The sequence below is a fragment of the Pseudoclavibacter sp. JSM 162008 genome, assembly GCF_041366455.1.
Lineage (GTDB): Bacteria > Actinomycetota > Actinomycetes > Actinomycetales > Microbacteriaceae > Pseudoclavibacter.
Genome location: NZ_JBEWYX010000001.1, coordinates 196,208 through 221,963 on the forward strand (window position 1 = coordinate 196,208; position 25,756 = coordinate 221,963).

The 25,756-nt window shown below is 68.7% G+C and carries 22 protein-coding genes and 3 tRNA genes; 15 read left to right on the forward strand and 10 right to left on the reverse strand.

Features of this window, described 5'->3' with window-relative positions:
* Positions 1-253: 253 nt before the first annotated feature.
* Positions 254-1,798, forward strand: a complete 1,545-nt coding sequence (locus tag ABVF28_RS00915; RefSeq protein WP_371029146.1) for an NCS2 family permease — start codon at positions 254-256, stop codon at positions 1,796-1,798.
* 28 nt (positions 1,799-1,826) lie between these two features.
* Here the strand turns inward: ABVF28_RS00915 and ABVF28_RS00920 are convergent, their stop codons facing one another.
* Positions 1,827-2,363 (reverse strand): NINE protein, encoded by a 537-nt coding sequence (locus tag ABVF28_RS00920; RefSeq protein WP_371029147.1) that lies wholly within the window; start codon positions 2,361-2,363, stop codon positions 1,827-1,829.
* A gap of 99 nt (positions 2,364-2,462) precedes the next feature.
* Entirely contained in the window at positions 2,463-3,389 is a 927-nt protein-coding gene (locus tag ABVF28_RS00925) for a DUF368 domain-containing protein (RefSeq protein ID WP_371029148.1), read from the reverse strand.
* A 222-nt stretch (positions 3,390-3,611) separates the two neighbouring features.
* Here ABVF28_RS00925 and ABVF28_RS00930 point away from each other — a divergent pair, with 222 nt between their 5' ends.
* On the forward strand, positions 3,612-5,207 hold the full coding sequence (locus ABVF28_RS00930; RefSeq protein WP_371029149.1) for a molybdopterin-dependent oxidoreductase: 1,596 nt from the start codon (positions 3,612-3,614) through the stop codon (positions 5,205-5,207).
* A 167-nt stretch (positions 5,208-5,374) separates the two neighbouring features.
* Positions 5,375-6,022: a hypothetical protein gene (locus tag ABVF28_RS00935; protein WP_371029150.1), complete on the forward strand. Its 648-nt coding sequence runs from the start codon at positions 5,375-5,377 to the stop codon at positions 6,020-6,022.
* A 19-nt stretch (positions 6,023-6,041) separates the two neighbouring features.
* Here the strand turns inward: ABVF28_RS00935 and ABVF28_RS00940 are convergent.
* From ABVF28_RS00940 to ABVF28_RS00950, 3 genes are all read right to left on the reverse strand, one after another.
* A tRNA-Phe gene (locus ABVF28_RS00940) sits at positions 6,042-6,114 on the reverse strand.
* A gap of 79 nt (positions 6,115-6,193) precedes the next feature.
* Positions 6,194-6,270, reverse strand: a tRNA-Asp gene (locus tag ABVF28_RS00945).
* Between the two features lie 92 nt (positions 6,271-6,362).
* Positions 6,363-6,435 (reverse strand) — tRNA-Glu (locus tag ABVF28_RS00950).
* Positions 6,436-6,795: 360 nt separating this feature from the next.
* Between ABVF28_RS00950 and ABVF28_RS00955 the strand changes: the two genes are divergently transcribed.
* Complete coding sequence (locus tag ABVF28_RS00955; protein ID WP_371029151.1) at positions 6,796-8,589, forward strand: peptidoglycan DD-metalloendopeptidase family protein; 1,794 nt, start codon at positions 6,796-6,798, stop codon at positions 8,587-8,589.
* Positions 8,590-8,900: 311 nt separating this feature from the next.
* Here ABVF28_RS00955 and ppa read toward each other — a convergent pair whose 3' ends face one another.
* On the reverse strand, positions 8,901-9,389 hold the full coding sequence (gene ppa, locus ABVF28_RS00960; RefSeq protein WP_068479635.1) for an inorganic diphosphatase: 489 nt from the start codon (positions 9,387-9,389) through the stop codon (positions 8,901-8,903).
* Positions 9,390-9,626: 237 nt separating this feature from the next.
* Here ppa and ABVF28_RS00965 point away from each other — a divergent pair, with 237 nt between their 5' ends.
* The 4 genes from ABVF28_RS00965 to ftsH all read left to right on the forward strand — a co-directional run bounded on the left by ABVF28_RS00965 (position 9,627) and on the right by ftsH (position 13,765).
* The gene (locus ABVF28_RS00965) at positions 9,627-9,887 is read left to right on the forward strand and encodes a PLDc N-terminal domain-containing protein (RefSeq protein WP_104310610.1); all 261 of its coding nucleotides are present in this window, start codon (positions 9,627-9,629) and stop codon (positions 9,885-9,887) included.
* 95 nt (positions 9,888-9,982) lie between these two features.
* The gene (gene tilS, locus ABVF28_RS00970) at positions 9,983-11,011 is read left to right on the forward strand and encodes a tRNA lysidine(34) synthetase TilS (RefSeq protein WP_371029152.1); all 1,029 of its coding nucleotides are present in this window, start codon (positions 9,983-9,985) and stop codon (positions 11,009-11,011) included.
* A 64-nt stretch (positions 11,012-11,075) separates the two neighbouring features.
* Entirely contained in the window at positions 11,076-11,633 is a 558-nt protein-coding gene (gene hpt / locus ABVF28_RS00975) for a hypoxanthine phosphoribosyltransferase (protein WP_104251707.1), read from the forward strand.
* A gap of 155 nt (positions 11,634-11,788) precedes the next feature.
* Positions 11,789-13,765, forward strand: a complete 1,977-nt coding sequence (gene ftsH, locus ABVF28_RS00980) for an ATP-dependent zinc metalloprotease FtsH (protein WP_104310490.1) — start codon at positions 11,789-11,791, stop codon at positions 13,763-13,765.
* A gap of 90 nt (positions 13,766-13,855) precedes the next feature.
* Here the strand turns inward: ftsH and ABVF28_RS00985 are convergent, their stop codons facing one another.
* Positions 13,856-14,056: a hypothetical protein gene (locus ABVF28_RS00985; protein WP_371029153.1), complete on the reverse strand. Its 201-nt coding sequence runs from the start codon at positions 14,054-14,056 to the stop codon at positions 13,856-13,858.
* Positions 14,057-14,410: 354 nt separating this feature from the next.
* On the opposite strand from ABVF28_RS00985, the gene folP reads away from it, so the two are divergent.
* The 4 genes from folP to ABVF28_RS01005 all read left to right on the forward strand — a co-directional run bounded on the left by folP (position 14,411) and on the right by ABVF28_RS01005 (position 20,033).
* Complete coding sequence (gene folP, locus ABVF28_RS00990) at positions 14,411-16,342, forward strand: dihydropteroate synthase (protein WP_371029154.1); 1,932 nt, start codon at positions 14,411-14,413, stop codon at positions 16,340-16,342.
* The gene (gene folK / locus ABVF28_RS00995) at positions 16,335-17,786 is read left to right on the forward strand and encodes a 2-amino-4-hydroxy-6-hydroxymethyldihydropteridine diphosphokinase (RefSeq protein WP_371029155.1); all 1,452 of its coding nucleotides are present in this window, start codon (positions 16,335-16,337) and stop codon (positions 17,784-17,786) included. Before folP ends, folK begins: the two co-directional genes overlap by 8 nt.
* Positions 17,783-18,379, forward strand: a complete 597-nt coding sequence (locus ABVF28_RS01000) for a DUF3180 domain-containing protein (protein ID WP_371029156.1) — start codon at positions 17,783-17,785, stop codon at positions 18,377-18,379. The genes folK and ABVF28_RS01000 overlap by 4 nt, the downstream gene beginning before the upstream one ends.
* Before the next feature lie 727 nt (positions 18,380-19,106).
* Complete coding sequence (locus tag ABVF28_RS01005; protein ID WP_371029157.1) at positions 19,107-20,033, forward strand: DUF559 domain-containing protein; 927 nt, start codon at positions 19,107-19,109, stop codon at positions 20,031-20,033.
* 16 nt (positions 20,034-20,049) lie between these two features.
* Here the strand turns inward: ABVF28_RS01005 and ABVF28_RS01010 are convergent, their stop codons facing one another.
* Positions 20,050-21,135 (reverse strand): GTP-binding protein, encoded by a 1,086-nt coding sequence (locus ABVF28_RS01010; RefSeq protein ID WP_371029158.1) that lies wholly within the window; start codon positions 21,133-21,135, stop codon positions 20,050-20,052.
* A gap of 45 nt (positions 21,136-21,180) precedes the next feature.
* Here ABVF28_RS01010 and ykgO point away from each other — a divergent pair, with 45 nt between their 5' ends.
* Positions 21,181-21,303 (forward strand): type B 50S ribosomal protein L36, encoded by a 123-nt coding sequence (ykgO, locus tag ABVF28_RS01015; RefSeq protein ID WP_179557095.1) that lies wholly within the window; start codon positions 21,181-21,183, stop codon positions 21,301-21,303.
* Positions 21,304-21,422: 119 nt separating this feature from the next.
* Positions 21,423-22,412 (forward strand): UDP-glucose 4-epimerase GalE, encoded by a 990-nt coding sequence (gene galE, locus ABVF28_RS01020; protein ID WP_371029159.1) that lies wholly within the window; start codon positions 21,423-21,425, stop codon positions 22,410-22,412.
* Here galE and ABVF28_RS01025 read toward each other — a convergent pair.
* Positions 22,402-23,475 (reverse strand): acyltransferase family protein, encoded by a 1,074-nt coding sequence (locus ABVF28_RS01025; protein ID WP_371029160.1) that lies wholly within the window; start codon positions 23,473-23,475, stop codon positions 22,402-22,404. The genes galE and ABVF28_RS01025 overlap by 11 nt on opposite strands.
* A gap of 164 nt (positions 23,476-23,639) precedes the next feature.
* The gene (locus tag ABVF28_RS01030) at positions 23,640-24,716 is read right to left on the reverse strand and encodes an acyltransferase family protein (RefSeq protein ID WP_371029161.1); all 1,077 of its coding nucleotides are present in this window, start codon (positions 24,714-24,716) and stop codon (positions 23,640-23,642) included.
* A 280-nt stretch (positions 24,717-24,996) separates the two neighbouring features.
* Here ABVF28_RS01030 and ABVF28_RS01035 point away from each other — a divergent pair, with 280 nt between their 5' ends.
* A complete protein-coding gene (locus ABVF28_RS01035) occupies positions 24,997-25,677 on the forward strand; it encodes an SGNH/GDSL hydrolase family protein (protein ID WP_371029162.1) in 681 nt (226 codons plus the stop codon).
* Positions 25,678-25,756: the final 79 nt, after the last annotated feature.

A 25,756-nucleotide genomic window follows, 5' to 3' on the forward strand; every position in this document is an offset into this window, starting at 1 on the left:
GATCGGCGCGTGACCTCTACGAGATTAGGGGATGCGGTGGCCGCCGTCGCGCGCCAGCCAAGGTGACGTAGGAGTGAGATCCAACTCGGTGGCGACGGGGATCCAGCTCACGTCACCCTGATTGTCGATGCCGCGCGTCACCCTGGCGCTCGAGCGGAACAGGGCGGCGCAGAGCGGTCGAGGGGGCGACGGGCGCTTCGCGCGCTGACTACGCTTGTGCCTGTACCGCGAGCAGCACGATCAGGGGAGCCGCATGAGCGACAGCCACGAGTCCGCAGTCGACGACGAGCAGGCGGAAGGCGGCGGCGGACACGTTGCGACGCCAACGCGTGCAACCCAGGTCGCGCCGACGAGACGTGGCAGCGGGTCGACGTTCAAGGAGCGCCTCGACACGTTCTTCGAGATCACGCACCGCGGTTCGAACGTGCCGCGCGAGATCCGCGGTGGCCTCGTCACGTTCATGACGATGGCGTACATCGTCATCCTGAACCCCCTGATCCTGGGCGGTTTCTCGCAGGATCAGGCGACGCTCGACGTCGAGGGCGGCTGGCTGCAGGCTTCGCAGGTGGCCGCCGTCACGGGGCTCACGGCCGGCGTCATGACGATTCTGTTCGGCGTCATCGCGAATCTGCCGTTCGGCCTCGCCGCCGGTCTAGGCATCAACTCCTTCCTCGCCGTCAACGTCGTGCAGCAGGTCACCTGGGCCGAGGCGATGGGGCTCGTGGTCATCAACGGCCTGGTCATCGTCGTGCTGTCGGCGACCCGCCTGCGCGAGATGATCTTCCACGCGGTGCCGCCGCAGCTGAAGACCGCGATCACGGTGGGCATCGGCCTGTTCCTGGCGTTCATCGGGCTCGTGGACGCGGGCTTCGTCACGTCATCGGGGAACGCGTCGCCGCCCGTGCAGCTCGGTGTGGGTGGTTCGGTGACGACGGTTCCGACGCTCATCTTCGTGATCGGCCTCATCGTGATGGGCGTGCTCATGGCCCGTCGTGTGAAGGGCGCGCTGCTCATCGGCATCGTCGGCACGACGGTCGTCGCGGTGATCGTCGAGGCCATCATGAAGCTCGGCCCTGCGTTCGAGAACGAGGGCGGATGGTCGCTCAACGTGCCCATGCTGCCGACGCAGATCGTCTCGGTGCCGGACCTCGGCCTGATCGGTGCGTTCGACTTCGGTGCGTTCGAGCGCATCGGCATCCTGGCCGGCGTCATGCTGGTCTTCACGCTCGTGTTCACGAACTTCTTCGACGCGGTCGGCTCCCTGACCGGTCTCACGCGCGAAGCGGGTCTGCAGGACAAGCAGGGCAACTTCCCTCGCCTCAAGTCGTCGCTGGTCGTCGAGGGCATCGGGGCGGTCGCGGGAGGAGCGACCTCGAGCTCGTCGAACACGATCTTCGTGGACTCCGCCGCGGGTGTCGGTGAAGGTGCCCGCACGGGACTCGCGAGCGTCGTGACCGGTGTCATGTTCCTGCTGGCGATGTTCTTCACGCCGCTGACGCAGATCGTCCCGCTCGAGGTGGCGGCCGCGGCGCTGGTCGTCGTCGGTGTGCTGATGGTGTCGCAGGTGCGCGAGCTGAAGTGGGACGACTTCTCTGTCGCCCTCCCGGTCTTCCTGACGATCGTGATCATGCCGCTCACCTACTCGATCGCGAACGGCATCGGCGCGGGCTTCATCTCGTGGGTGCTCGTGCAGACCCTGACCGGCAAGGCGCGCAAGGTGTCGCCGCTGCTGTGGATCGTCGCCGTCGGCTTCCTCATCTACTTCGCACGCGGCCCCATCGAGGGCATGTTCGCGTAGACGTGACGGGGAGCCGCTCACCCGCCCGCTAGTACTGGCCGGGGTACTGCCCGCCGCCGCCAGCGGGCCCATATCCCTGATGCGCCGAGTATGCGCCAGCCCCGGCGAGACGCGCGTTGGCTTCTCGGACGAACTGCGGGATGAGGAAGAGCTCGACGATGACCCAGATCGCGACTCCGAAGACGAGGAGCAGGCCGATGCCGAGCCAGGACGTCGCGAATCCCACGAGGTAGAGCACGAGCTGCGTGATGGCGATGCCCGTGCGGCCGAGGTAGAAGTTGTGGATGCCGAGTCCGCCGAGGAAGATCGCGAGCACGTACGTGATGCCGACTTCCTTGCCCCCGCTGACCACAACCGTCTGCTGGTAGAGCACGGGTGCGTTGGTGGCTGGTGCCTGCGTGGGCGGGTAGTGCCCCCACTGGGTGCCGTCCCAGTATCGCTGCCTGCCCGTGGGGTCCGGGTACCAGCCGGCGGCCGGCGAGGACGGCCCGTGGTTGGCGTCGGACGAGCCGAAGGTGTCGTCTTCGGGCTGCGATGCGTACGGATCCGATGGAACGAGGCTCATCAGGCACTTCCCTGCTGTCGAGTGGATGCGTCACTCATGCTAGCGAGCACCACCGACACTGGGGGGCCTGTGGGATTGCGGGACCAAGGCGCGGCACGGTCAGGGCGCCGGGTGTGCGCCTGGTGCCTTGCGCAGCGCTCGCCGGACGAGCAGTCCTTCAGCGATGAGGAGCGCAGCCACGATCGCGGCGCCGAGCAGGAACCACAGCACGGGGCCGACGACGTCGCCGGACGCCCAGAGCAGCTCGCGGTCCTCGGTCTGCCACGGCCACAGGGCGCGGAGCGACCCGGCCATGAGGCCCGTCATGAGGGCGAGGGTCACGCGGCGGTGCTTGGTGAGGAGCCACAGCAGCACCTGCACGAAGAGCGCGAGGCCCGTGACAGCGCCGACCGCGAAGAGCGCGATGTAGCCGAGATCGAGGGAGTTGAGGGCGCGCAGCGTCGGCTCGTACATGCCAGTCGTGACGAGGACGAAGGATCCGGAGACCCCGGGCAGCACCAGCGCGCAGACCGCGACGGCTGCCGAGACGAGGATGGCGATGGGGGATGGGTCAGCGTCGTTCGCAGACGGGAGTCCCGTCAGCACGAAGCTCAGGATGGCGGCGGAGACCGCGATCGCGTAGTCGCGCACCTGCCAGCGGGCGCCGAGCATCCGGGCCGGAACGATGAGCGACACGGCGATGAGCCCTGCGAAGAGCGCGCGTGATGCGACGGGGTGCGCCTCGACCAGGGGCGCGACGATGCGGGCGGCGACGACGATCGCCACGAGCATCCCGATGCCGATGGGCAGGACGACGCCCCACCTGACCTGCGCGAAGTGCTCGCGTGCGCGCTGCAGGCCTTGACCGCGGACTGTGTCGACGGCGGCTCGCACGACGCCGCGCACGAGATGGCCAGCTGAGTCGATGAGGGTCTCGTAGACACCGATCAGCAAGGCGATGGTGCCGCCGCTGACGCCCGGGATGATCTCCGTCACGCCGATGAGCGCGCCTCGGAGGAGATTGACGAGGACGTTGAGCGCTGACAAACCGGCCCTTCCCGGGCGCCGGGGTCGGGGGCGGCGCCGGATGCTCGTGCGCCAGGAGAGGCGGCACAAAGCCTCTAGTCTGTCAGGCCGCATCCGCGACCGCACCCGCGGCGCCTCGCCGCCGCCGGCATCCGGGTCACGAGGCGGGCGGCATTCACAGCGGATTCACGCAATCCACCGGCACTCAGCCCGGCCGGGTCCAGCGCGCGTACCGTGTCCGCCATGTCCCCCGAACCCAGCCTCGCAGTGGCTCAATCGCGTCGCGGACGCCTCCGCGGCGCAGCCCCCGCCGGCCTCGCCGGCATCGGTGCGGCGGCGCTCGGAGTCGGCCTCGGTGAGCTTGCGGCCGCGTTCCTGCAGACCACGGCGAGCCCGATCGTCGCGGTGGGGGCCCTCCTCATCGACCTCGCACCGCCCTGGGCGAAGGACACGGCGATCGCGCTCTTCGGGACCGCCGACAAGATCGCCCTCATCGCGCTCGTCGCGGTCGTGCTGCTCGTCGTCGCCGCGGTCGCCGGCGTGCTCGAGCGGGCTCGTCCGCCGTGGGGGCGCGTGCTCATCGGGCTCATCGCCGCGATCGGTGCTGTCGCTGTAGCCACCCGTACCCCCTTCTCGCCCCTCGATACCGTGCCGCCGCTGCTCGCCATGGTGGTGGCTGTGCTGACGTTGCAGTTCCTCTCGAAGACGCTCGCCGATGCTGAGCAGCGGGCCCGCCAGCGCTCGAGGGAGTCGGCCGCGCCGCCAGCCGGCGTCGACCGCCGCCGCTTCCTTATCTACTCGGGGGCATCCCTCATCGTCGGCGCGATCGCGGCCGCCTCAGGTGCCGCGCTCTCCGCCGGAACTCGCGCCGTCACGGCCGTCCGCGAGGCGATCGCCCTGCCCGCGGCCGCGGTGAAGGCCGCCGCCGTCCCCGCGGGCGCGCAGTTCGACATCCCGGGCCTCCCGCCCGTCGTCACCCCGAACGCCGACTTCTACCGCATCGACACGGCCCTCAGCGTGCCGCTCGTGAACCCCGAGGGCTGGTCGCTGCGCATCCACGGCCTCGTCGACAACGAGGTGACCATCACCTGGGACGAGCTGCTCGCACTGCCGCTCGAGGAGAGCATCACGACCCTCATGTGCGTGTCCAACGAGGTCGGCGGCGGTCTCATCGGCAACGCCCTCTGGCTCGGCTACCCGCTCCGCGATCTGCTCAAGCGCGCGGGCCCGCAGGCGGACGCCGACATGGTGCTCTCGAAGTCCGCCGACGGCTGGACCGCCAGCACCCCCATCGGCGCGCTCACCGACGACCGCAACGCGATCCTCGCGGTCGGCATGAACGGCGAACCCCTGCCCGCCGAGCACGGCTTCCCGGTGCGGATGGTCGTGCCAGGCCTGTACGGGTACGTGTCGGCGACGAAGTGGGTCGTCGACCTCGAGGTCACCCGCTTCGACCGGGTCAACGCATACTGGACCGACCGCGGGTGGAGCGCCGAGGGGCCGATCAAGATCGGCTCGCGCATCGATGTGCCGAGCGCCGGAAGCCTGAACGCGGGTCCGACGACGATCGCCGGGTTCGCGTGGCAGCAGCACACGGGCATCGAGGCCGTCGAAGTGCAGATCGACGACGGCGAGTGGATGCCGACTGAGCTCGCCGCGCCCATCTCCGACGACACGTGGCTGCAGTGGAAGCTCGACTGGGACGCCCCAGCCGGCGAGCACTCCGTGCGCGTCCGCGCGACCTCCAGCGACGGCGAGGTGCAGACGGATGCGCGCGCCGACGTCGTCCCCGACGGTGCCACCGGGCACCACGAGATCAAGGTCAACGTCACGGCGTAGACCTCGGCGTCGGCGGGGCCCGCCCGCATCCGCTCGCGCCACACGTTCCTCCTCCGCAGAGGTGTGGGAAGCGCAGCCTCGTTCCGGGATGAGCCCGCATTTCCCAAAGGTCTGCGCCGAGTCTCAGCCGGATGCACCGCACAAGACGCCCCGATAGCCTGGCCGGGATGCCCCCACGTTCCCCCGAAGAGGCTCCCCGTCCGTCGACCCTGCGCGATCTGCCGCGCGCCGCGTGGATCTCGGCACGCGCATCCACCCCGAATACGCCCCTGGCCGTGCTGTCGGTGCCGATCTACGCGTTCTCGATCGTGCCGATGACCCTTCGAGGTGGGCTCTACCTCGACGCGTCGCGCACGGGAACCGTGCTCTTCGCGCGGCGACGGCCGATCTTGGACGGGGTGGTCGTCGGGCTCGTCACGGCTGCGGCGTTTGCGCTCTGGGTGGCCTGCATTCTGCTGTTCGACACCATGCTCGTGCTGCTGCTCGGGATGCTCGCCTACGCGGCGCTGCTCATCGGAGCTGTCATCGCGCTGGTGCAGCCGGGAGGGACGACGCTCTCGGCGTCCGGGCCGGAGACCCCCAAGGGGGAGCGGTGGATGGTCGCGGCGCTGGCGCAGCTTCCCGGCACCCGCATGACCGCGGTGATGCTCGCGAGGCGCCTGATCGAGCAGGCACCGCCCGGCTCGATCCTGGTCGCGGCCGCGGCGACGGATGCGCTGCACGAGCGCTACGTGCGCGCCGGCTTCACCGCGGGGCGGGCACGGCGCGTCTATCGCCTCGTTCCCCCGCGGACGCAAAGAAACCCCGCCATGTAGAAGCTAGGCGGGGTTTCAGTGGCTCCGACGGGCGTCGATCCCGTGACCTCACGATTTTCAGTCGTGCGCTCTACCAACTGAGCTACAGAGCCGGAGGCTGTTGCCTCGTGGCGACGCACTGATGTTCGTCGCCGTTGCAAATTGCCCTCTTCGAGAAGAGGGCAAGCTGCTTGGCGACCCTGACGGGACTTGAACCCGCGACCTCCGCCGTGACAGGGCGGCGCGCTAACCAACTGCGCTACAGGGCCTTACTGTGGTGTCTCAGCCTGGGCTGATCCATCCGTATTCGATTGCGACAGTTCAATGTACAGCATCCCAGCACCTGGTGTTGTCACGACCGTGACCCCAACGGGATTCGAACCCGTGTTAACGCCGTGAAAGGGCGCCGTCCTAGGCCGCTAAACGATGGGGCCGAGTGCTTGTAGCTGACTTGACTACCGAGAGGAGAGCATAGGGGCGTTTTCGGCTCGCGGCAAATCCGGCGCCGCATCGCGGCTCGTTCGGCGTGTCGCACCGGACGTGGTCGGGTGCGCGCGCAGGCTTCCACGTATCCGGATGTTCCCCACGACGCGCGGGATTCCGGCCCACACGACGACCCGGTACAGGTTTCCTCACCCGGGTCTCTGTGACGCGCTAGGCAGATGTTGACAAACTTGTTACTGTTTCTCGTGTTGTTGGTGTGAAACGAGTGACTGCAGTGGTAAATGCAGTCTCGCGTTGCCGCAGAGGCGTCCGCCTCGTTCCGCACCCAAGATCCATCACGAGGAGAGCGAATGCCCGCCACCAGGAGCCGGAAGCCCCTGCGACTCCGCGACCGCTGGCGTACCCCGCTCGTGAGCGCAGCATCCGCCGCCGTGCTGGCCGCGCTTGCGCTCTCCGCCGGCCCCGCATTCGCCGCCGACGATGACTACGCCACGTGGGAAGACGTCGTCGCCGCCGAGGGCAACGTCGACCGCCAGGAATCGCTCATCAGCGAGATCGAGCAGCAGATCGCCGACCTCGACGCAAAGGTGACCGCAGCAGCCTCCGAAGCGCAGGCCGCTGGCGAAGAGCACGGCAAGGCGCAGACCGCGTCGAGCGAGAAGTTCGCCGAGGTCACGATCCTGCAGGAGCAGGCGGATGCGGCCGAAGAGAAGGCCGCGACGTCACGCGAGAAGGCCGGTCAGCTGGCTGCCGCCATGAGCACACGCGGCGCAGGCGACCCCAAGCTCGCCCTCTTCCTCAACCCAGGTGACGCCGACACGCTGCTCTACCAGCTCGGCACCATCAGCAAGCTCTCCGAGCAGACCGACGGCATCTACAACCAGGCCGTCACCGAGAAGAACACGGCAGACGTCCTCGGCACCCAGGCGACAACCGCGCACGACGAGCTCGCGAAGCTCGAAGCCGACGCGAAGACCAAGTTCGACGCCGCGCAGGCCGAGCAGGTTGTCCTCCAGAACGAGAAGTACCTCGCCGACAACAAGAAGGCCGACCTCCAGGCCATGCTCGCGCCGCTCAAGGAGAAGCGCGACGTCACCGCCAGCGACTACGCAGCCGGTGAGAAGCTCCGTCAGGAGCAGGTCGCGCAGACGAACCGCGAGCGTGCAGAAGCCGCGGCCGCCTACCAGGAAGAGGCGTACCAGCAGGCCGTCGCCGACGCTGAAGCAGCCGGCGTCCAGGCGCCAGCCAAGCCCGACATCTCCACGGACGTCCCAGAGGCATCCGCCCCGCTCGCGCCAGCAGACCCGACGGACACCTCTGTCGCCCCGGAGTCGCTGCGCCCGCCGGCACAGGCTGCACCTCCTCGCCAGCCCTCTGCCCCGCCGACGGCCACGGCAGACCCGACCGCGCCGGTCGCGCCCCAGCAGCCGACCACTCCCGCCGAGTCGCCCGCCCCGAACCCTGACCCCGTCAAGCCAGCGCCGACCACGGACCCGGAGCCGACGACCGCCCCGGAGCCGACGCAGGCGCCGGAACCGACACAGGCCCCGGAGCCGACGACCGCGCCGCCGACCACGGCACCCGAGCCCGACCCGACGAAGCCCGACATCGAGATCCTCCCCGAGGAACCGCAGAAGCCTGACGTCGAGCTCGAGCCGGAGCCCGAACCAGAGCCCGAGGTTGTCGCACCGACCACTCCGGAGACCCCGAGCGGCGTGCTGGCCGGCTACTACGGACCGATCAGCAGCGGCGTCGTCACCGACGAGTACGGCATGCGCCTGCACCCGATCTTCGGCACCTACCGCATGCACAACGGCCTCGACCTCGGCGTCAACGGCGGCACCTGCGGAGCCCCGCTCTACGCAGTGCACAGCGGCACGATCACCTACGCCGGCTACAACGGCGGGTTCGGCAACCACGTCGTGCTCGACTTCGGCAACGGCACCCAGGTCTCCTACTCGCACATCATGGACGGCGGCATCAACGTCTACGTCGGCCAGACCGTGAACGCCGGTGACGTGCTCGCCTACGCCGGAACCACCGGCTCCTCCACGGGCTGCCACCTGCACTTCGAGCTGAAGTACTGGGGCACCCTGATGGACCCGAAGCCGTGGCTCGCCTCGGCAGGCATCTACTACTACTGATCCCCGCTCGCACTGGCTGACCCAGCGCGCGCAGAAGGGCGACTCCTCGCTTCGGCGGGGAGCCGCCCTTCTGCGTCTGACGTCGGCGGCGGTTGCCGGCGCGACGACCCCTTGCGCTCGACGTCTGTCCAACATCAGTGCGATTTCGCGCGATTCCGGGCCTTAGGGGCCGCAGATCCCCGATATTGCACGCATGTTGGACAGCCGCAGCCGCAGCCGCAGCGCGCACCGGGCGCACGAAGAAGCCCCGCATCCACGTGGGGATGCGGGGCTCTCGTCAGCCTGCCGCCGGACGAACCGGCGAACGGTGCCTACTCGGCTGGCTTGTACTGCGCGATGGAGCGCTCGATGATCGCCTCGGCGGCGGCGGCGTCGCCCCAGGCCTCGACCTTGACCCACTTGCCGGGCTCGAGGTCCTTGTAGTGCTCGAAGAAGTGCTTGAGCTGGTCCTTGGTGGAGTCGTCGACGTCGCCGAGGTCCTGGATCTTGGCCCAACGGGGGTCCTTCGCGGGGACGCAGAGGATCTTGTCGTCTCCGCCTGCCTCGTCTGCCATGTTGAGCACGCCGACGGGGCGCACCTTGAGGCCGACGCCGGGGAAGAGCGGGTACTCGAGCAGCACGAGCGCGTCGAGGGGGTCGCCGTCGTCGGCGAGGGTGTGCTCGAAGAAGCCGTAGTCGACGGGGTACACGAACGGCGTGAAGAGCACGCGGTCGAGGAAGACGCGGCCGGTCTCGTGGTCGACCTCGTACTTGTTGTGGCTTCCGCGTGGGATTTCGATGACGACGTCGTAGCTGCCCATGGCGCTCCTTCGTTGCGCCTGGCGGCGCTCATTCTCTGTGGCTTGTCGGCGGGGCCCTGTGGGGCGCTGCTCGCCGCACGAAACCGTTGGTCTCGTTCGGCTTCAGGGTAGTGGATGCGCCTCAGTTGGGGGTGCGGATGCGCGCTTTCCGTCGGCATCGGCGGCGGCGGATGCCGGCGCCTCGCCTTGTGACGCTCCGCTGGAGCGGCGGCGACGGATCGTGGCATGCTGGTCTGCATGGCTGATCTCAAGGAAGCGCTGCACCTCGATCCGTTCATCCCGCTTCGGGAGGGGACGGGCCAGGCGCTTCCGCACGCGTTGTCGCTTGGGACGGCTCTTGTCGCCGGCGTGCAGTTCACCCTCCTCGCCGCGGCGCTCTTGAGCCTCGTGCGTCGCAAGCCGACCGAAGTGCGGGGTTCGCGACTCGCGTGGGGTGCGTTCTCGCTCGTGAACTTCGTGGGTCCGATCTCGTACTTCCTCTTCGGCCGCAAGCGTTGAGCCTGCTGCCCGCCACCGCGCCTCGCTGCCCCTCCGGCGGCGCTTGTTGCGGCTCCGAGCGTGACGGTTCGCGCGGGCGCGTTTAGGCTGTACCTGTGTCAGATCGCCCTCGCCTCACTCCAGCAGTCGCCGACCTTCGCCGAGCCGTCCGTGGTTCGCTCCTCGGGCGTGTGCAAAAGGGCGACCGTGTGCTCGTCGCCCTGAGTGGCGGACCCGACTCTCTTGCTCTTGCCGCTGCCGCCGTCTTCGAGGCCAAGCGCCTCGAGGTCGAGGCCGGCGCGGTCATCATCGACCACGACCTGCAGGAGGGTTCGGCGAAGATCGCCGAGCACGCTGCGGAGCAGGCGGCTGAGCTTGGCCTCGCCCCGGTGAGCGTCGTGCGCGTCAATGTCGAGGACCTGGGGGCCGGCCCTGAGGCGTCTGCCCGCGTGGCCCGCTACGAGGCCATCGAGGCCGTGCGCGTCGAGACCGGCGCATCCTGGGTGCTGCTCGGCCACACGCTCGACGACCAGGCCGAGACGGTGCTGCTGGGCCTCGCTCGCGGCTCCGGCGCGAAGAGCCTGCACGGTATGGCGCCCGTCACGGGAACGCTGCTGCGCCCGCTGCTCGGCCTGCACCGCCAGGTGACGGTCCAGGCGTGCGAAGACCAGGGCATCACGCCGTGGATCGACCCGCACAACAGCGACCCCGCCTACACCCGCGTCCGCGTGCGCGACACGGTGCTGCCGCTCCTCGAGAAGGAGCTCGGCCCCGGCATCTCCGAGGCGCTCGCCCGCACGGCGACGACGCTCCGCGAAGACTCTGAGACGCTCGATGCGCTTGCTCTCGAGTGGGCGCACGAGATCGTGAACACCGATGATGACGGCCGCATCTCCCTCGACGTCGGCGGCATCGTCGCGCAGCCTCCCGCGCTGCGCCAGCGCATCTGCCGCATCGTCGCCGAGCAGGGCTTCGGCGTCTCCCTCACGCGTCGCCACACGATGGCCGTCACGGCCCTCGCGACGGAGTGGCGCGGTCAGGGCCCGGTCGACCTCCCCGGCATCCGGGTGGAGCGCGAGAAGGGCCGCATCCTGTTCGGTGCGACGGCCTCCGCGCACGACGACCACCTCGACGAGACCGCCTAGCTTCACCCGTTCCGCCGCACACCACGCTCGTCTTTTCGAGCGCTGAAACACCCCAGGAGCCAGGATGCGCGCCACTGATATCCCGAACGACGTCCGCGAAGTCCTCATCACGGAAGAGGAGATCCAGGCGAAGCTCGCTGAGATCGCCCGCCGCATCGAGGCTGATTACGCCGAGTGCGAGCCGCTGCTCATCGGCGTGCTGAAGGGCGCGGTCATGGTCGTCTCCGACCTGTCCCGCGAGCTGACGATCCCGCTGAAGATGGACTGGATGGCCGTGAGCTCCTACGGCTCCGGCACCGAGTCGAGCGGCGTCGTGCGCATCCTGAAGGACTTGGACACCGACCTCACTGGCCGGCACGTGCTCATCGTCGAGGACATCATCGACTCGGGCCTCACGCTGTCGTGGCTCAAGCAGAACCTCGAATCGCGCGGCCCCGCATCCGTGGAGATCTGCACGCTGCTGCGCAAGCCGGAGCGCCTCAAGTCGGATGTGCCCGTGCGCTACGTCGGCTTCGACGTGCCCAACGAGTTCGTCGTCGGCTACGGCCTCGACTACGACGAGCAGTACCGCCACCTGCGCGACATCATCGTGCTGCAGCCGCACGTGTACGGCGGCGAGTAGGCCGGGTAGCGCGACCCGGTGCATCCGCGCGCCTTCAGCGAACACTGGAGACCCGTGTCGGTGGTGCCGAGTACCATGACTTTCGATCGCGCGCCCCGGTGCGCTGGCGAAGAACCGGCTGAAAGGCACCGAGCACGCCACTCGAGTCTCGACTTATGAAGCAAGTTACCAAGATCCTCAAGAGCCCGATCTTCATCGTGGTGCTCGCCGTGCTGGTCATCGGCCTCGGCTTCAGCCTCATCAACGGCAGCGGCACCCGCGAGGTGACGACGCAGCAGGGCCTTCAGCTCCTCCAGGAAAAGAAGGCAGACAAGGTCGTCATCGTCAACGGTGACAACCGCGTCGACATGGAGCTGGCGCAGGCCGACCCCGAATACGGCCAGAATGTCCAGTTCTACTTCGTGGATGCGCGCGCCGACGACGTCGTGTCGGCCGTCGACACGGCTGCTCCCGCCGGTGGCTACGACGACGACGTGCCTCAGCCGAGCTGGCTGCTGTCGGCCGTCAGCATCCTCTTCCCGCTGCTGCTCATCGGCTTCTTCATCTGGATCCTCTTCGCTGGAGGTCTGGGTGGCGGCGGTGGCCGCGGCGTCATGCAGTTCGGCAAGTCGAAGGCGAAGCTCGTCTCGAAGGAGAGCCCGCAGGTCACGTTCGACGACGTCGCCGGTGCCAACGAGGCGCTCGAGGAGCTGCAGGAGATCAAGGAGTTCCTCAAGGAGCCGGCCAAGTTCCAGGCGGTCGGCGCCCGCATCCCGAAGGGCGTGCTGCTGTACGGCCCTCCAGGAACCGGCAAGACCCTGCTCGCCCGCGCCGTCGCGGGTGAGGCTGGCGTGCCCTTCTACTCCATCTCGGGTTCCGACTTCGTCGAGATGTTCGTGGGTGTCGGCGCGAGCCGCGTCCGCGACCTGTTCGAGCAGGCCAAGCAGAACTCGCCCGCCATCATCTTCGTCGACGAGATCGACGCCGTCGGTCGTCACCGTGGCGTCGGCATCGGCGGCGGTAACGACGAGCGCGAGCAGACCCTCAACCAGCTGCTGGTCGAGATGGACGGCTTCGACGGCTCGACGAACGTCATCCTCATCGCCGCGACGAACCGTCCGGACGTGCTCGACCCGGCGCTTCTGCGGCCAGGCCGCTTCGACCGCCAGATCGGCGTCGACGCGCCAGACCTCGACGGCCGCGCCCGCATCCTGGGCGTGCACGCCAAGGGCAAGCCGCTGTCGCAGGACGTCGACCTTCGCGTCATCGCGCGCAAGACGCCCGGCTTCACGGGTGCCGACCTCGCGAACGTGCTCAACGAGGCGGCGCTGCTCACGGCCCGCTCGAACGCGCAGATCATCGACAACGAGGCCCTCGACGAGGCGGTCGACCGCGTCATCGCCGGACCGCAGCGTCGCAGCCGCGTCATGAACGACCAGGAGCGCCTCATCACGGCGTACCACGAGGGCGGCCACGCCCTCGCCGCCGCCGCGATGCGCCACACCGACCCGGTGACGAAGATCACGATCCTCCCGCGCGGTCGCGCCCTCGGCTACACGATGGTGCTTCCGCTGGAAGACAAGTACTCGGTCACCCGCAACGAGCTCCTCGACCAGCTGTCGTACGCCATGGGCGGCCGCGTCGCGGAGGAGATCGTGTTCCACGACCCCACGACGGGCGCATCCAACGACATCGAGAAGGCCACGAAGACGGCCCGCAAGATGGTCACCGAGTACGGAATGACCGCATCCGTGGGCTCCGTGAAGCTCGGGGAATCCTCCGCTGAGACGGTCTACGGGCAGCAGGCCGGCGCAGGTCGCAACTACTCGGAGTCGGTCGCCGAGACCGTCGACCGCGAGGTGCGCCTCCTCATCGAGCAGGCGCACGACGAGGCGTGGAAGGTCATCAACGACAACCGCGACATCCTCGACCAGCTCGCGGCCGAGCTCCTTGAGAAGGAGACGCTCGACCACGTTCGGCTGGAAGAGATCTTCGCGCCCGTGCGCAAGCTGCCCGAGCGCCCGCAGTGGCTCTCCAGCCCCGACCGGCCCGTGAGCGCGCTGCCGCCCGTGCCGCTCAAGCCGCACATCCCGGTCGACCAGATGGACCCGATCGAGCACGCTCAGGATGGCGGCGCCGAGCTCGGCTTCTAGACCCCGCATGCACGACGAAGAAGGCAGGTTCCCGGCGATGGGAACCTGCCTTCTTCGTGTGTGCGTGCACCTGCGGTCAGGGCATGGTGGCTAGGAGCCGCGCGTCTTCTTGAGAGCGGCCGCCGTCACGGCGATGCTGACGACTGCGAGGGGCACGATGAGGATGCTCATCTGCAGCAGGTTCCAGCCGAACGCGAGGAACATGGCAGTTGCTGCGACGGTGGCCACCCAGAGCGTGATGGCGAGTGGCGTGGATGCGAAGCTCCGGAAGCCTGGGCGTTCGGTCGTCATAGGTGCTCCTCCCATCGTCGGTACGTACTTCGTGGCAGCTACGCCGGGGTTTGCGTGGCCCTTCGACCCTCTCGAGGCGGGCGGTGGCCTGTCAACCTGAGGCGTTGATGCCCAGGCAACCTGCACCCGGCACGACGTCGCTGCCCCGGTCGGGGGCGCCGCCGCGCCCGCCGCCCGCTTCCATGAGCCAGTTGCTGATGATGTCGATACTGGAGGGCTCCCCTCCGCCTCGGACGCACGCCTTCGCGTCGCCGCGCGACTCGCGCGAGTGCCGCGGGGATGCGCGCGGGCTTCGTTTCGCGGGAGGATGGATACCGACCCGCGTTGCGGGCGCTGCGGAGTGAGGACTTGCAAATGAACGATGTCGGTTCCGGATCGTCGGAGCGGGTCGATCTTGCGCGCGCGCAGGCTGCCGTGCGGGAGTTCCTGGCGGCAATCGGCGAGGACCCCGACCGCCCTGGCCTCGCGCGCACTCCCGAGCGGGTCGCGGAGGCCGCGCTCGAGCTGTTCGGCGGCATCGGGGTTGACGCGATCACGCCTCTGGCTGGCGCCAGGTTCCCCGTCGCCGACACGCAGCAGCCGTTCGCGGCTGTATCCGGCGCGGCCGGATCCGGGGCTCCGCTCGCCGCATCTGCGAGTGCCGTCGCGTCCGAATCTGCCTCCGCACGCGAATCCGCGTCCACAGCTCCATCCGCGGACAACGCAACCGCGCCCGTGTCGCGGCCCGTCGTCCTCCGCGATCTCGCCTTCAGATCCATGTGCGAGCACCACCTGCTGCCCTTCTCTGGCCGTGTGCACCTCGCCTACGTGCCCGGTGATTCGATCGTCGGCTTCGGTCGTCTGCACGCGCTCCTCGAGACGCTCTCCGCACGACCGACCCTGCAGGAGCGCCTCGGCGACGAGCTGGTCGACGCAATGATGACGGCGCTCGACGCCCGCGGAGCGCTTGCGATCATCGAGGCGAGTCACGCGTGCGCCGGGCTTCGCGGCTCGCGGCAGCAGGCAGGCGTCGTCGTGACCGTGTCTGCGCGGGGCGAGCTCTCCGAGCCCATCGCTCGCGCCGAGATCATCTCGCTCATCGGGGCGCAGCCGATCGTCGCCGCGGATGAGGCCGCCGCGACGCCCGCCGCGAGCGGTCAGTCGGCTCCGCCCGCCGCGCCCATCGTCGGTCACGTGCTGCGCGGCGCGCGCTTCGACCCACGGTTGGGGACGCAGGCGAGCTCCGCGTCAGCCGACGAGGACGACACGGCTGGAGCGCGAGAAGCAGCGGAGCCGGAGGCTGCAGGGACTGCAGCGGCGGCACCCGCATCGCACGCGCCCGCCGAGGTCACCGAGCGCGACGCGCAGCTCGACGCGGCGACGGGTGAGCAGTGGGCGGAGGACTCCGGCCCCGTGAACACGCGACCGTTCGAGCTGCCGCAGCGGTTCACGAACCTGCTGCAGCCTGCGATCCCGAAGCGGCCGCGCATCCTGGGCATCCTGAACATCACGCCGGACTCCTTCAGCGACGGCGGCAAGTTCGAGGATCTCTTCAGCCAGAATCGCCGCACGAAGCGTGCGCTGCGACGTGCGCGTGAGCTCGTCGCACAGGGCGCCGACATCATCGACGTGGGTGGCGAGTCCACGCGCCCCGGCGCCGTGCGGGTGCCGCAGGAGGAGGAAGCCGCGCGCGTCCTGCCGGTCATCAAGGAGCTCGCGGGGCTCGGCGTGCTCGTGAGCATCGACACGATGTACGCGAAGACGGCCGAGGCCGCACTCGAGCTCGGCGCCGAGTACGTCAACGACGTGTCGGGCGGACTGGCCGATCCCGCGATGCTCGGCCTCGTCGCCGAGAGCGGGAACCCGTTCATCCTGAGCCACTGGCGCGGGCACTCGGTGCGCATGAACGAGCTCGCAGACTACCGCGACCCTGCCGCCGAGATCCTCTCCGAGCTGGCGGGTGCCCGGGACCGCGCCGTCGACGCCGGGCTGGACCCGTCGCAGATCGTGCTCGACCCCGGCCTCGGTTTCGCGAAGCGCCGCGACGACAACTGGGCCGTGCTGCGCGAGCTGGAGCAGTTCGTGGCGCTCGGGCATCCGCTGCTAGTGGGGGCCTCGCGGAAGCGCTTCACGGGCGAGATGCTGGGACCGGATGCGGACGTGACCGAGCGCGACCTGCCGACGGCGGTCATCACGGCGCTCGCCGCGAAGGCGGGCGTCTGGGGCGTTCGGGTGCACAACGTCGAGGCGAACCGCGTGGCGCTGGATGTCGTCGACGCGTGGCGTGAAGGAGCACAGGATGACTGATCACTCGAGCGGACACGAGCCGAACCTGGACGCCAGACGCGCGGCGGATGCGCCCACCGCCACACGCAGTGCGGCCGCTGACGCTGCCCGCGGGCATGCGCACGAGCACGCGTTCGTGCGCGAGCCGGTCGTCGGTGCGACCAACAGCGTCGCCGGTCAGGTCCCGTCCGAGCTCGCAGCAACGGCTACGCCAGAGCCTGCCCGCCGCACAGGCGTCCCGGAGCCCGAGCTGGACCGCATCATCATCACGCGCATGCACGCCCGCGGCCATCACGGGGTGTTCGAGCACGAGCGCCGGGACGGGCAGGACTTCTACGTCGACGCCGAGGCATGGGTCGACGCGGCCGCGGCCTCGTCGAGCGATCACATCGGCGACACCCTGCATTACGGCGAGTGGATGCACGCGTTGCACGCGATCGTGACCGGTGAGCCGGTCGATCTCATCGAGACGCTGGCCGAGCGCCTGGCGGCGGCCACGTTCGGCTTCGACGACGCGGTGGCGGTGCGGATCACGGTGCACAAGCCCCAGGCGCCTGTCGCCTTGGACTTCGAGGATGTCGCCGTGAGCATCCTGCGGCATCGGCCGGCCGCTCCGGGGGAGTACCTGGAATCGGCGGCCGCGCACGCGGTCCAGGCGCCCAGCGCCCAGACGGCAGCCACGGCCGTTCCTGCCGCCGTTCCCGCTGCGGCTCCGAGCACCGCCGCGTCGGCGAGCGCCGAGGACGATTTCCTCGCGCGTGAAGCGGCCGCCGCCGCGCACACCGCCTCCGACGCGTCGATCGTCCTCGACTCCGGGGGAGCCCCCAACGTGCCGCTGCCACGCATCGAGCCTGCTGGCGACCTCTTCTCGCCGATCGCGCAGCGCGAGCAGGACGAGCGTTCGCCGTCCGATGCGGCCGTCGTGAGCCGCGCCGGTGGCGCTCCGAACGCCACGTCCGCCCAGCTGCCGACACGCGTTCGCCAGGCGGTGATCGCGCTCGGCGCCAACCTCGGCGATCGCGACGCGACCCTGTCCTCCGCCCTGCGCAGCATCTCGGAGCTGCCAGGCACGAAGCTGGTCGCCGCTTCGAGCCTCTACGAGACACCCGCGCTGACGCTCAAGGGCGTCAGCGAAGAGGCCCCCGCCTACCGAAACGCTGTGGTGCTCGTCGACACCGATCTGCCCGCCGAAGACCTTCTGCAGGCGCTGCACGCCATCGAGGATGCGCACGGCCGTACGCGCGAGACGCGCTGGGGGAGCCGAACGCTGGACCTCGATCTCATCCAGGTGTCCGGCGAGCTCCGCGACGGCGAGCTGCAGCTCCCGCATCCGCGGGCGCACGAGCGTGCGTTCGTCCTGGCCCCGTGGCTCGAGGTCGACCCGCGCGCGCAGCTCGCCCCGCACGGCAGCGTCGCGGAGTTGCGGGCGGCCGCTCCGGATCGAGTCGATCGGATCGTGCAGTGAACCTCGCGAGCAGAACGCGACCTGGCCTGCTCGTCGGGCTGGTCGTGATCGGGGGCGTGCTCGCGTGGTGCGTGGAGACCTGGCTCGTGACCTCGGGTCGTCCCGTCATGGCGCCGCCGCTCACGATGCCCCTGACGCTGGTCGTGCTCGCGGCGCTGCTCCTGTGGCTCGCGTGGCCCATCCGGGCGTACACGCGCCGCCTGTGGCGTGAGCGCCGCGAGGCCGAGTCGCGGCGGCGTGCGTCTGGTCTCGAGCGCGGTGGGGCCGGTGGTGGCGCGGACCGCCACGAACGCCACGGCCGCGAGGTCGACGACGTCAGGGGAAAGCGCGTCGACCCGCAGTACGCGTTCCGCGTGCTGGCGTTCGCGCGTGCGGCGAGCTTGGCTTCGTCGCTCATGGCCGGTGTCGCGCTGGGCGTTCTCGCGTTCGCGGTGACACGCACGGTGCCGCCGGAAGAGCCCATCTGGCACGCCGTCGTCTCGGTGATCGGCGCGGCCGTCCTGCTGGCCGTCGGCCTCATCGCGGAATCGTGGTGCCGCATCCCGCCGGGAGGTGAGGAGACCGCCACTTCGCAGAACCCCGTCGCCGCGTAGCGTTCGGCGCCTCCGACCAGCGCGTTCGGCGAATCGATCGAGCGCTTCCAGGATGGGCCGGGCTGGGCTGGCCCGGTTAGGCTGCCCGCGTGATCGGCCTGCGCCTCTGCGTGCTCGCTGATCCCGTCCTGGGAAAGGGTCGGTGTCGACAGCCTCGGCAGTTCGCCGCTCTGCGCGTCTCGTCACCTTGACTGTCCGCATCGAGTTCTCGGTCGTCGGGTGATCGAGTGATGACATCGCCCCCTCTGTCTCCGGTCAACTCGCCGGCGTTGGTAGGCCAACCCGGGCGGACGAAGTCTCTCAAGGGCTGCGTTCTGGCAGTCAAGGTGACGTGGACCTGGGGCGGCCTCGTAAACCCACTGATGCCAGCGTCACGTCACCGTGACTGTCAAGCTTGCTTGTTGCCGCCGGCTCGACCGTCAGACGCGGTCGCCCAGGCCGCCTTCCGGTGCAGATGTCGGCTATCTGTTCGAGTTCTCGCGTGTTCGGTCGGCGTCGACAGGGGTTCGCTCTTGTCCGCCAGCAGTCGAGCTGATCACCGTCCGGCCAGCAACCGGCCTGATCGCGGGTTCGTTCGAGAACCGTGTCAGTCACGGTGACGTGGTGTGCCTTTGGCGCTGAGAACAGGCGCCCTCCACTCTGTCGTCACCGTGAGTGTGAGCAGGTGTTACTCACAGTTCGAGCCGCTCGGAGTCGACGGCGACGTATTTTGGGTTCTCCTGACCACATGACAGAACACGCGTCGCACACGGCGAGCATCACGAAGCGCGCGCTCGGTGGGGTCTTCTCTCGCGCCGAGTGGCTTGACGAGGGGCTGACCGACGCCGAATTGCGCCGGGCGATGCGTGAGGGGCAAGTGGCTCGGGTCTGCAGAGGCTGGTACGAGTTCGGTGCTGGCCGACTCGAGGTGAAGCGCGCGGTTCGGGCGCGGGCGCGTCTCACGTGCACGAGCGCATTGGCGCTGCACGGCGCCTGGGATCTTCGTCCCGCCTACCCGCATGTGCGCATTCGTTTCGGGGAGCGCGGGTACACCGAGCGTCGCAGCGAGGGCGCGCCGGCGTTCGGCCCGTCTGAGCGCGGTTTGCTTTTGCACCGGCCGTCTCGAGGGGGTGATGTTCCGCTGGGCAGGTGCGCGGTCGATGACGTCGAGTTGGCGTTGCGAATGGCGTTCGAATGTTTGGGCGCTCGCGATCTTGCGGTGGTGAGCGACTCTCTGCTGAATCGCGGGCTGGTGAGCGAGGAGGTTCTGCTCGGCATTGCGGCGAGCGGGTCGGCTGGGGCGGCGCGGAAGGTTGAAGGGGTGGACGGGACGAGCATGTCGGGAACGGAGACGCTTGTGAGGTTCTGGCTGCGTGGCCGGGGTTGTGCCATTGAGACGCAGGCGCAGTTCGACGGCGTGGGTTATGTCGATCTGCTCGTCGACGGGTGGTTGATCGTTGAGTGTGACTCTCGGGAGTTCCATGTGTCCCCTGCGGCTGCTGCGGAGGACCGGCGACGCGACTTGCTGCTGGTTGCGATGGGGTTCGTCGTCGTTCGTTTGACGTATGAGCAGGTGATGGTCGAGTGGGAGTCGACTGAGCAAGCGCTTCTGAAGGTTCTGGCGCGTGGGCGGCGTATCTCGAAGAGGTGCTCTGGGAGTTCCATCGGGTTGTAAGCGCTCTGGGAGGTCATTACTCCCATCCCGGGAACGGATCGGCATAACCATGCCAGGAGGCCGGGCCGGCGATGAGCTCGTCGTCGGTGAGGGCGCAGTCGCGCAGGGCGGCGTCGATGGTGTCGGTGCGGAGGTTCTTCCCGAAGAAGGCGATGGTGGTGCCGATGGGTGCGTCCGGGTCTGAGCTGGCGAGGCCGGACGCGCCGAGCTGGATGCTGCTGCCGGTGCTCGACCAGTCGCCGACGTGATCCGTGCGGCTGGCGAGGCGGAAGAGTCCGCGGGAGCGGGCGATGAGTCCGACTCGGTCGGGGGTCAGGCCGCCGAGGGCTGTGGCGAGGCGTTCGGGGTGGAGGGGTCTCGGCTCGTTGAAGACGTGGCAGTCGAGGGGGCCGCCGGCCGGCGGGAAGTGCGTGTGTTCGTCGAGGCGCAGCATCCAGCCGGCGGTGGAGGCGAGCTGGTGCGCGAGTCGTGGACGGATCGGCCGCAGTCGCCGCCCGAGTTCGGTGGCCGCGGCTGGCGTGGTGATGGCGGCTGTGGGGTTGAGCTGCTGGATGAGCGCGCAGGTCTCGCTGACGACGCCGGCGGGGTGCGCGTCGGCGGCGGTGAGGACGATGACGGTCGCGAACTCGAGCTGCCCGACGAGGGTGGCGGATGCGTCGGCGTCGTCTGGCAGGGAGGTTCCCTCTTGGAACAGCAGGCGTCTGACGTCGGAGATGCTGGCGACGGTGACGAACTCTCGTGGGCCTATGACGAGCCCAGCTTCATCATCGCCTGGAGTTGAAGCCATCGCGCCGCGTCGCTCGGCGAGGACATGCTCCATCGCGAGTCCGATGCTCTGCGGGTCTGCGTCTGCCGAGAGTTCGACGATGGTGTTGCCGCGCCGTCCGTCCGAGGCCTGCCGCTGGAGGTCCTCGGCGAGTTCGACGCCGAGCTCCAGGGCCCCCGTCTGCTCGTCGCCGTAGGCGCTCGCGGGCGTCGGGCCGCCGGGTTCGCCGCACATGAGGGCGGTCACGAGTTGCCGCCCGGAGGTTTCGAGGCCGCTGACGAGGGTCATGCCGAGTGAGCTCGTCGCGGTCTGGCTGGTTGGCTGGTCGGGGGTCATGTGAGTAGTCTAATGAGAAACATTCTCAACAAGGAAGTCAGGCTCATGAAGGTTCGCAACTCGCTCAAGGCGCTCAAGAAGGTCCCCGGCTCGCAGATCGTCCGCCGCCGCGGTCGCACGTTCGTCATCAACAAGAAGAATCCGCGCATGAAGGCGCGGCAGGGCTGACCCGCCGCTCGGGCGCGCCTGTTCCCCGGAACTGCCAGAATGGGGGCGGGTGCGTTCCGGCGCGTCCGACGAAGCCCGGCGCAGCCGCTCGGCGCTGACGCACTCTGAGGAGATTCACCATGACTGTGCTCATCACCGGCGGTGCCGGTTACATCGGCGCTCACGTGCTTGCGGCCCTTGAGGCTCGCGGCGACACGGCGGTTGTCGTCGATGACCTCACGACGGGCACTCCCGAGAAGGTCGGCGCGACCCCGCACTTCAACTTCGACATCTCCACGACCGGTGCGGCGGATGCGCTTGCCGACATCATGCAGGCGCTCGAGGTGACAAGCGTGATCCACTTCGCGGCGAAGAAGCAGGTCGGCGAGTCGGTGGCGAGGCCCGCCTGGTACTACCAGCAGAACATGGGTGGGCTCGCGAACGTGCTCGAGGCGATGCAGCGTGCGGACGTGAAGAGTCTCGTGTTCTCTTCGTCGGCGGCCGTGTACGGCCTCGGGACCGGGTCCGACGAGCCGATCCGCGAGGACGATGTGAAGAACCCCATCAACCCGTACGGTCAGACGAAGCTGGCGGGGGAGTGGCTCGTGCAGGCGGCGGCGAAGGCCGCGGGCATCAGTGCTGTGTCGTTGCGCTACTTCAACGTCGCGGGTGCTGGCAGCGATGAGCTGGCCGACCGCTTCGCGTTGAACCTCGTGCCGATGATCTTCGAGAAGCTTGCCGAGGGGAAGTCGCCGCTGGTGTTCGGCGATGACTATCCGACGCCTGACGGCACGTGCGTCCGTGACTACGTGCACGTCGTCGATCTGGCGGATGCGCATCTTGCGGTGCTGGATGCGATCGCGGCTGGCGAGCCGGTCTCGGCCGAGTACAACGTGGGTCGCGGTAAGGGCTACTCCGTGTTCGACGTGCTGGATGCGGTGCGTCGCGCGAGCGGGCAGCAGTTCGAGGCGGACGTCGCGCCGCGTCGCCCGGGTGACCCGGCTTTGCTGGTGGCTGACGCATCCAGGATCAAGGATGAGCTGGGGTGGACGGCGAAGTACTCGCTGGACGACATGGTCACGTCGGCGTGGTCGGGGTTCGAGCGCAACGGCGCTCCGGTCAGGGCGTAGGGCGGCGGCGGGGACGCAGCTTCGGGAAGGCGAAGACGGCGTCTCCTGCTGGCCAGCGGCGCAGCCAGCAGAAGAGGTAGCTGAGGCTCATCGCGACGACGGTGTTGATGATGAGCATCCAGGTGGGGTCGCGCATGCCCCAGTCGCCGAGCCATGAGGTGATCATGATCTGCGCGGGGTAGTGGACGACGTAGAAGACGACGGAGTTCCGGCCGATGTATTGCAGCCAGCGGGCGGAGTTGCCGTCGAGGCCCCGTTGGGTGCCGGTGAGGCGGCGGGTGATCATCATGATCGCGGCGACCCCGGCGAGGACGACGGGGATCCAGACGAGCTCGTAGCGGTCGATGAGGCGGGTCGCGGCGGTGAGTGAGCCGTCGCCGGGGGCTGTCGAGGTTGTGCCCGAGACCCACTGCAGTGCGCCGTCGAGGCCGAAGTAGGTGCCGCGTGTCTGCCCGATGAGCAGTGCGCCGAAGCCGCCGGCGATGGCGGTGCAGGCGATGAGCAGTGGCCAGCTCTCGATGCGGGCGAGTTGCTGCCGGTGTTGGGCGACGAGGTGGCCGGCGAAGAAGAATCCGCCGTAGTAGGCGAGGTCGCCCCACATCCCGGATGGGCCGATCCCGTCGGCGGAGAGCGCGGCGCTGAGGCCCCAGAGGGCGAGTGGCACGAGCGCGAACCAGGGGCCGCGGATGCGGGTGAGGAGCGGGGCGGCGAGGTAGTAGATGGCGAGGTAGAAGATGAACCAGAGCCAGCTGAGGGCGATCCAGTTGCTGGGGTTTGTCCACCCGTCTTGCATGGTGACGAGCCAGTACACGGTGCCCCAGAGCAGGTACGGCCAGACCAGGGTGCGGAGCTTGCCTGTGTAGTAGGTGGGGCCCGTCTTCGCGAGGGAGCGGCCGAGGAGCATTCCGGAGAGGAGGAGGAGCGTGCTCATTCGGTAGGGCGCGAAGAGCGTGTTGAGGTCGTTGATGACGCTGGTCGGGTCGACGCCGGCGAGGAAGATCGGGATGGCGCTGGCGTGGAAGGTGACGACGAGGAGGATCGCGGCGCCGCGGACGAGGTCCATCCAGTGCTCGCGCCGTCTTCGGGGTCCGGGGCCGGGGCTCGAGGCGGAGTCGGGCGTCACATGGGCCGGGCCTCTGCGGGCTGACTGCTCGGTGGGTGCTGGTGTTGGCATGGGGGGTTCAGTGGGCGCTGGAGGGGTGTCACGGTGCGCGAACCGCGTTCCGATCATCTGGTGGCCGGCGTTGCTCGTTGCGGGAAGACGAAGAGCGCATTCACGACGCGGCTGCGGCGTCGAAGTGCAACAGCGCCGAACGATACGGCAAGTGCGGCGATGATGCACGCGCTCATCACGATGGGCTGCTCGGTGATGCCCGCCGCGGCCAGGAGTCTCACGAGCACGATCTGCAGTGGGTAGTGGATGAGGTAGAACACGACCGAGTTGCGGCCGATGTGCTGCAGGAAGCGTGAGGGGGCTGGTTCGCGGTGTCCGTCGAGGGTGCCGCGGATGCGTCGCGCGAGGAGCGCGGTGCCGGCGATGCCGGCGAGGACGACGGGAACCCAGATCAGGTCGAAGCGCTCGATGGCACCGTCGTCGTTCGTGCCAGGCGTCGTGGGCGAGGTGAGGGTGAGCCCGTGCTCCTGGAGGACGAGCAGTGCGGCGAAGGTGGAGCTGCCGGCGAGGAGCAGCACCATCGCCAGCGGGGTGTTGAAGCGCCTCAGCAGGTGCTGGGTTCGGGCGATGAGGTAGCCGGCGAAGAAGAATCCGCTGTAGTAGCTGAGGTCGAAGAGCGTGCCGTCTGGGGCGACGGTGCTGAGCAGCCAGAGTGTGATTGGCACGAGGGCGAACCACGGGGTCGGGATGCGGGTGAGCAGGGGCGCGGCCACGTAGGAGAGGAAGAGGCACAGGATGAACCAGAGCCAGCTGCGTGTGGCCCAGCCGTCTGGGCGCATCCACTCTGTGGGGTTGGAGGTGGCGATCCAGAAGATCACGAGCCAAACGACGTACGGCCAGGCCAGGGTGCGGAGCTTGCTGGCGTAGTAGCGGCGGGGTGGTTTGGCGAGGGCGCGGGGGAGGAGGAGACCGGAGAGCAGCATGAGGGAGGTCATGCGGAACGGCGCGAAGTAGAGGGTGATGTCGTCGATGACGGTGCCGGGGGCGATGTCGGCGATGTGCATGGGTACGTCGATGGCGTGGTTAGCGATGACGAGGAGGATGGCGGTGCCGCGGATGAGGTCGATCCAGCGTTCGCGCTGCTGGGGCACGGTCGACGATGCACGTGCTGTCGCGTCGTGTGTCACCATTCGTTCTCCGTCTCGCCGTGTCTCGACGCTACACTTGCCCGTTTTCTGGGCTACGACATGGCGAATTTGGATGAATCTGAAATGACGTCCAGGGCTAAATCCCGCGGATCTGCGCGTGTCGGAACGGCCTTCGGTTCCCCGGGGAGTACAAGGTGTGCCGCTGGGCCGGTACGATCACTGGGAAATGAAAACACGCAACCAGAGTGCGCGTCGTTGGCCCCAGCTGACACTGCTCGTGGTCGTGGCTCTCGCTGCGGCTGCGTTGGTGGCTCTGGCGTTCATGCCACGGCAGGCCCCCGCGGGGGTCGGCGCAGAACCCGTTCTTACCATTGCCAGCTCGGAAGATGCCGCTTCGGCGACGAACTCCGGTGGAGCTCCATCCGCTTCCGCACCGTCGGCGACCCCTGCGGGTGCCGGCCTGACGGTCGCGTTCATCGGTGACTCGTACACGGAGGGTGTCGGCGCGAGCGACCCGTCGCTGCGCTGGACCACGCTGCTGGCCGCGGCGAACGGCTGGGAAGAGCTGAACCTGGGCGTGAGCGGCGCGAGCTACGGCCAGGGCCTCGAAGAGTGGAACTCGTACGCGGTCCAGGTCGAGGAAGCCATCGAGGCGCAGCCTGACGTGGTGATCGTCTCCGGCGGTCTCAACATGTCGGAGCTCGACCAGGAGCTTGGCGTCGAGTCGGTCTTCACCGACCTTCGCGCCGGGTTGCCGGATGCGCGCATCATCGCGGTCTCGCCCTTCTGGGTGAGCACGGCGTACCCCGCGCAGCTGACGCTCACGAGCGAGCTGATCGAAGCGGACGTGACCGCAGTCGGCGGCCAGTACCTGGACGTGGGTCACCTGTTCGAGGACGAGTTCCAGTACTTCGAGCTCGACGGCCTGCACCCTGACGACGCCGGTCACCAGCTGATCGCGAACGCTGTCGACGCGGGCCTGCCTGTGGAAATCGGCGGCTGATCAGCGTTCTGCGCCAGCGTGTGCCCGATTCGCGACAGGTTCGGCACATTTCACGAATTTACAGCCCAATAACATGACA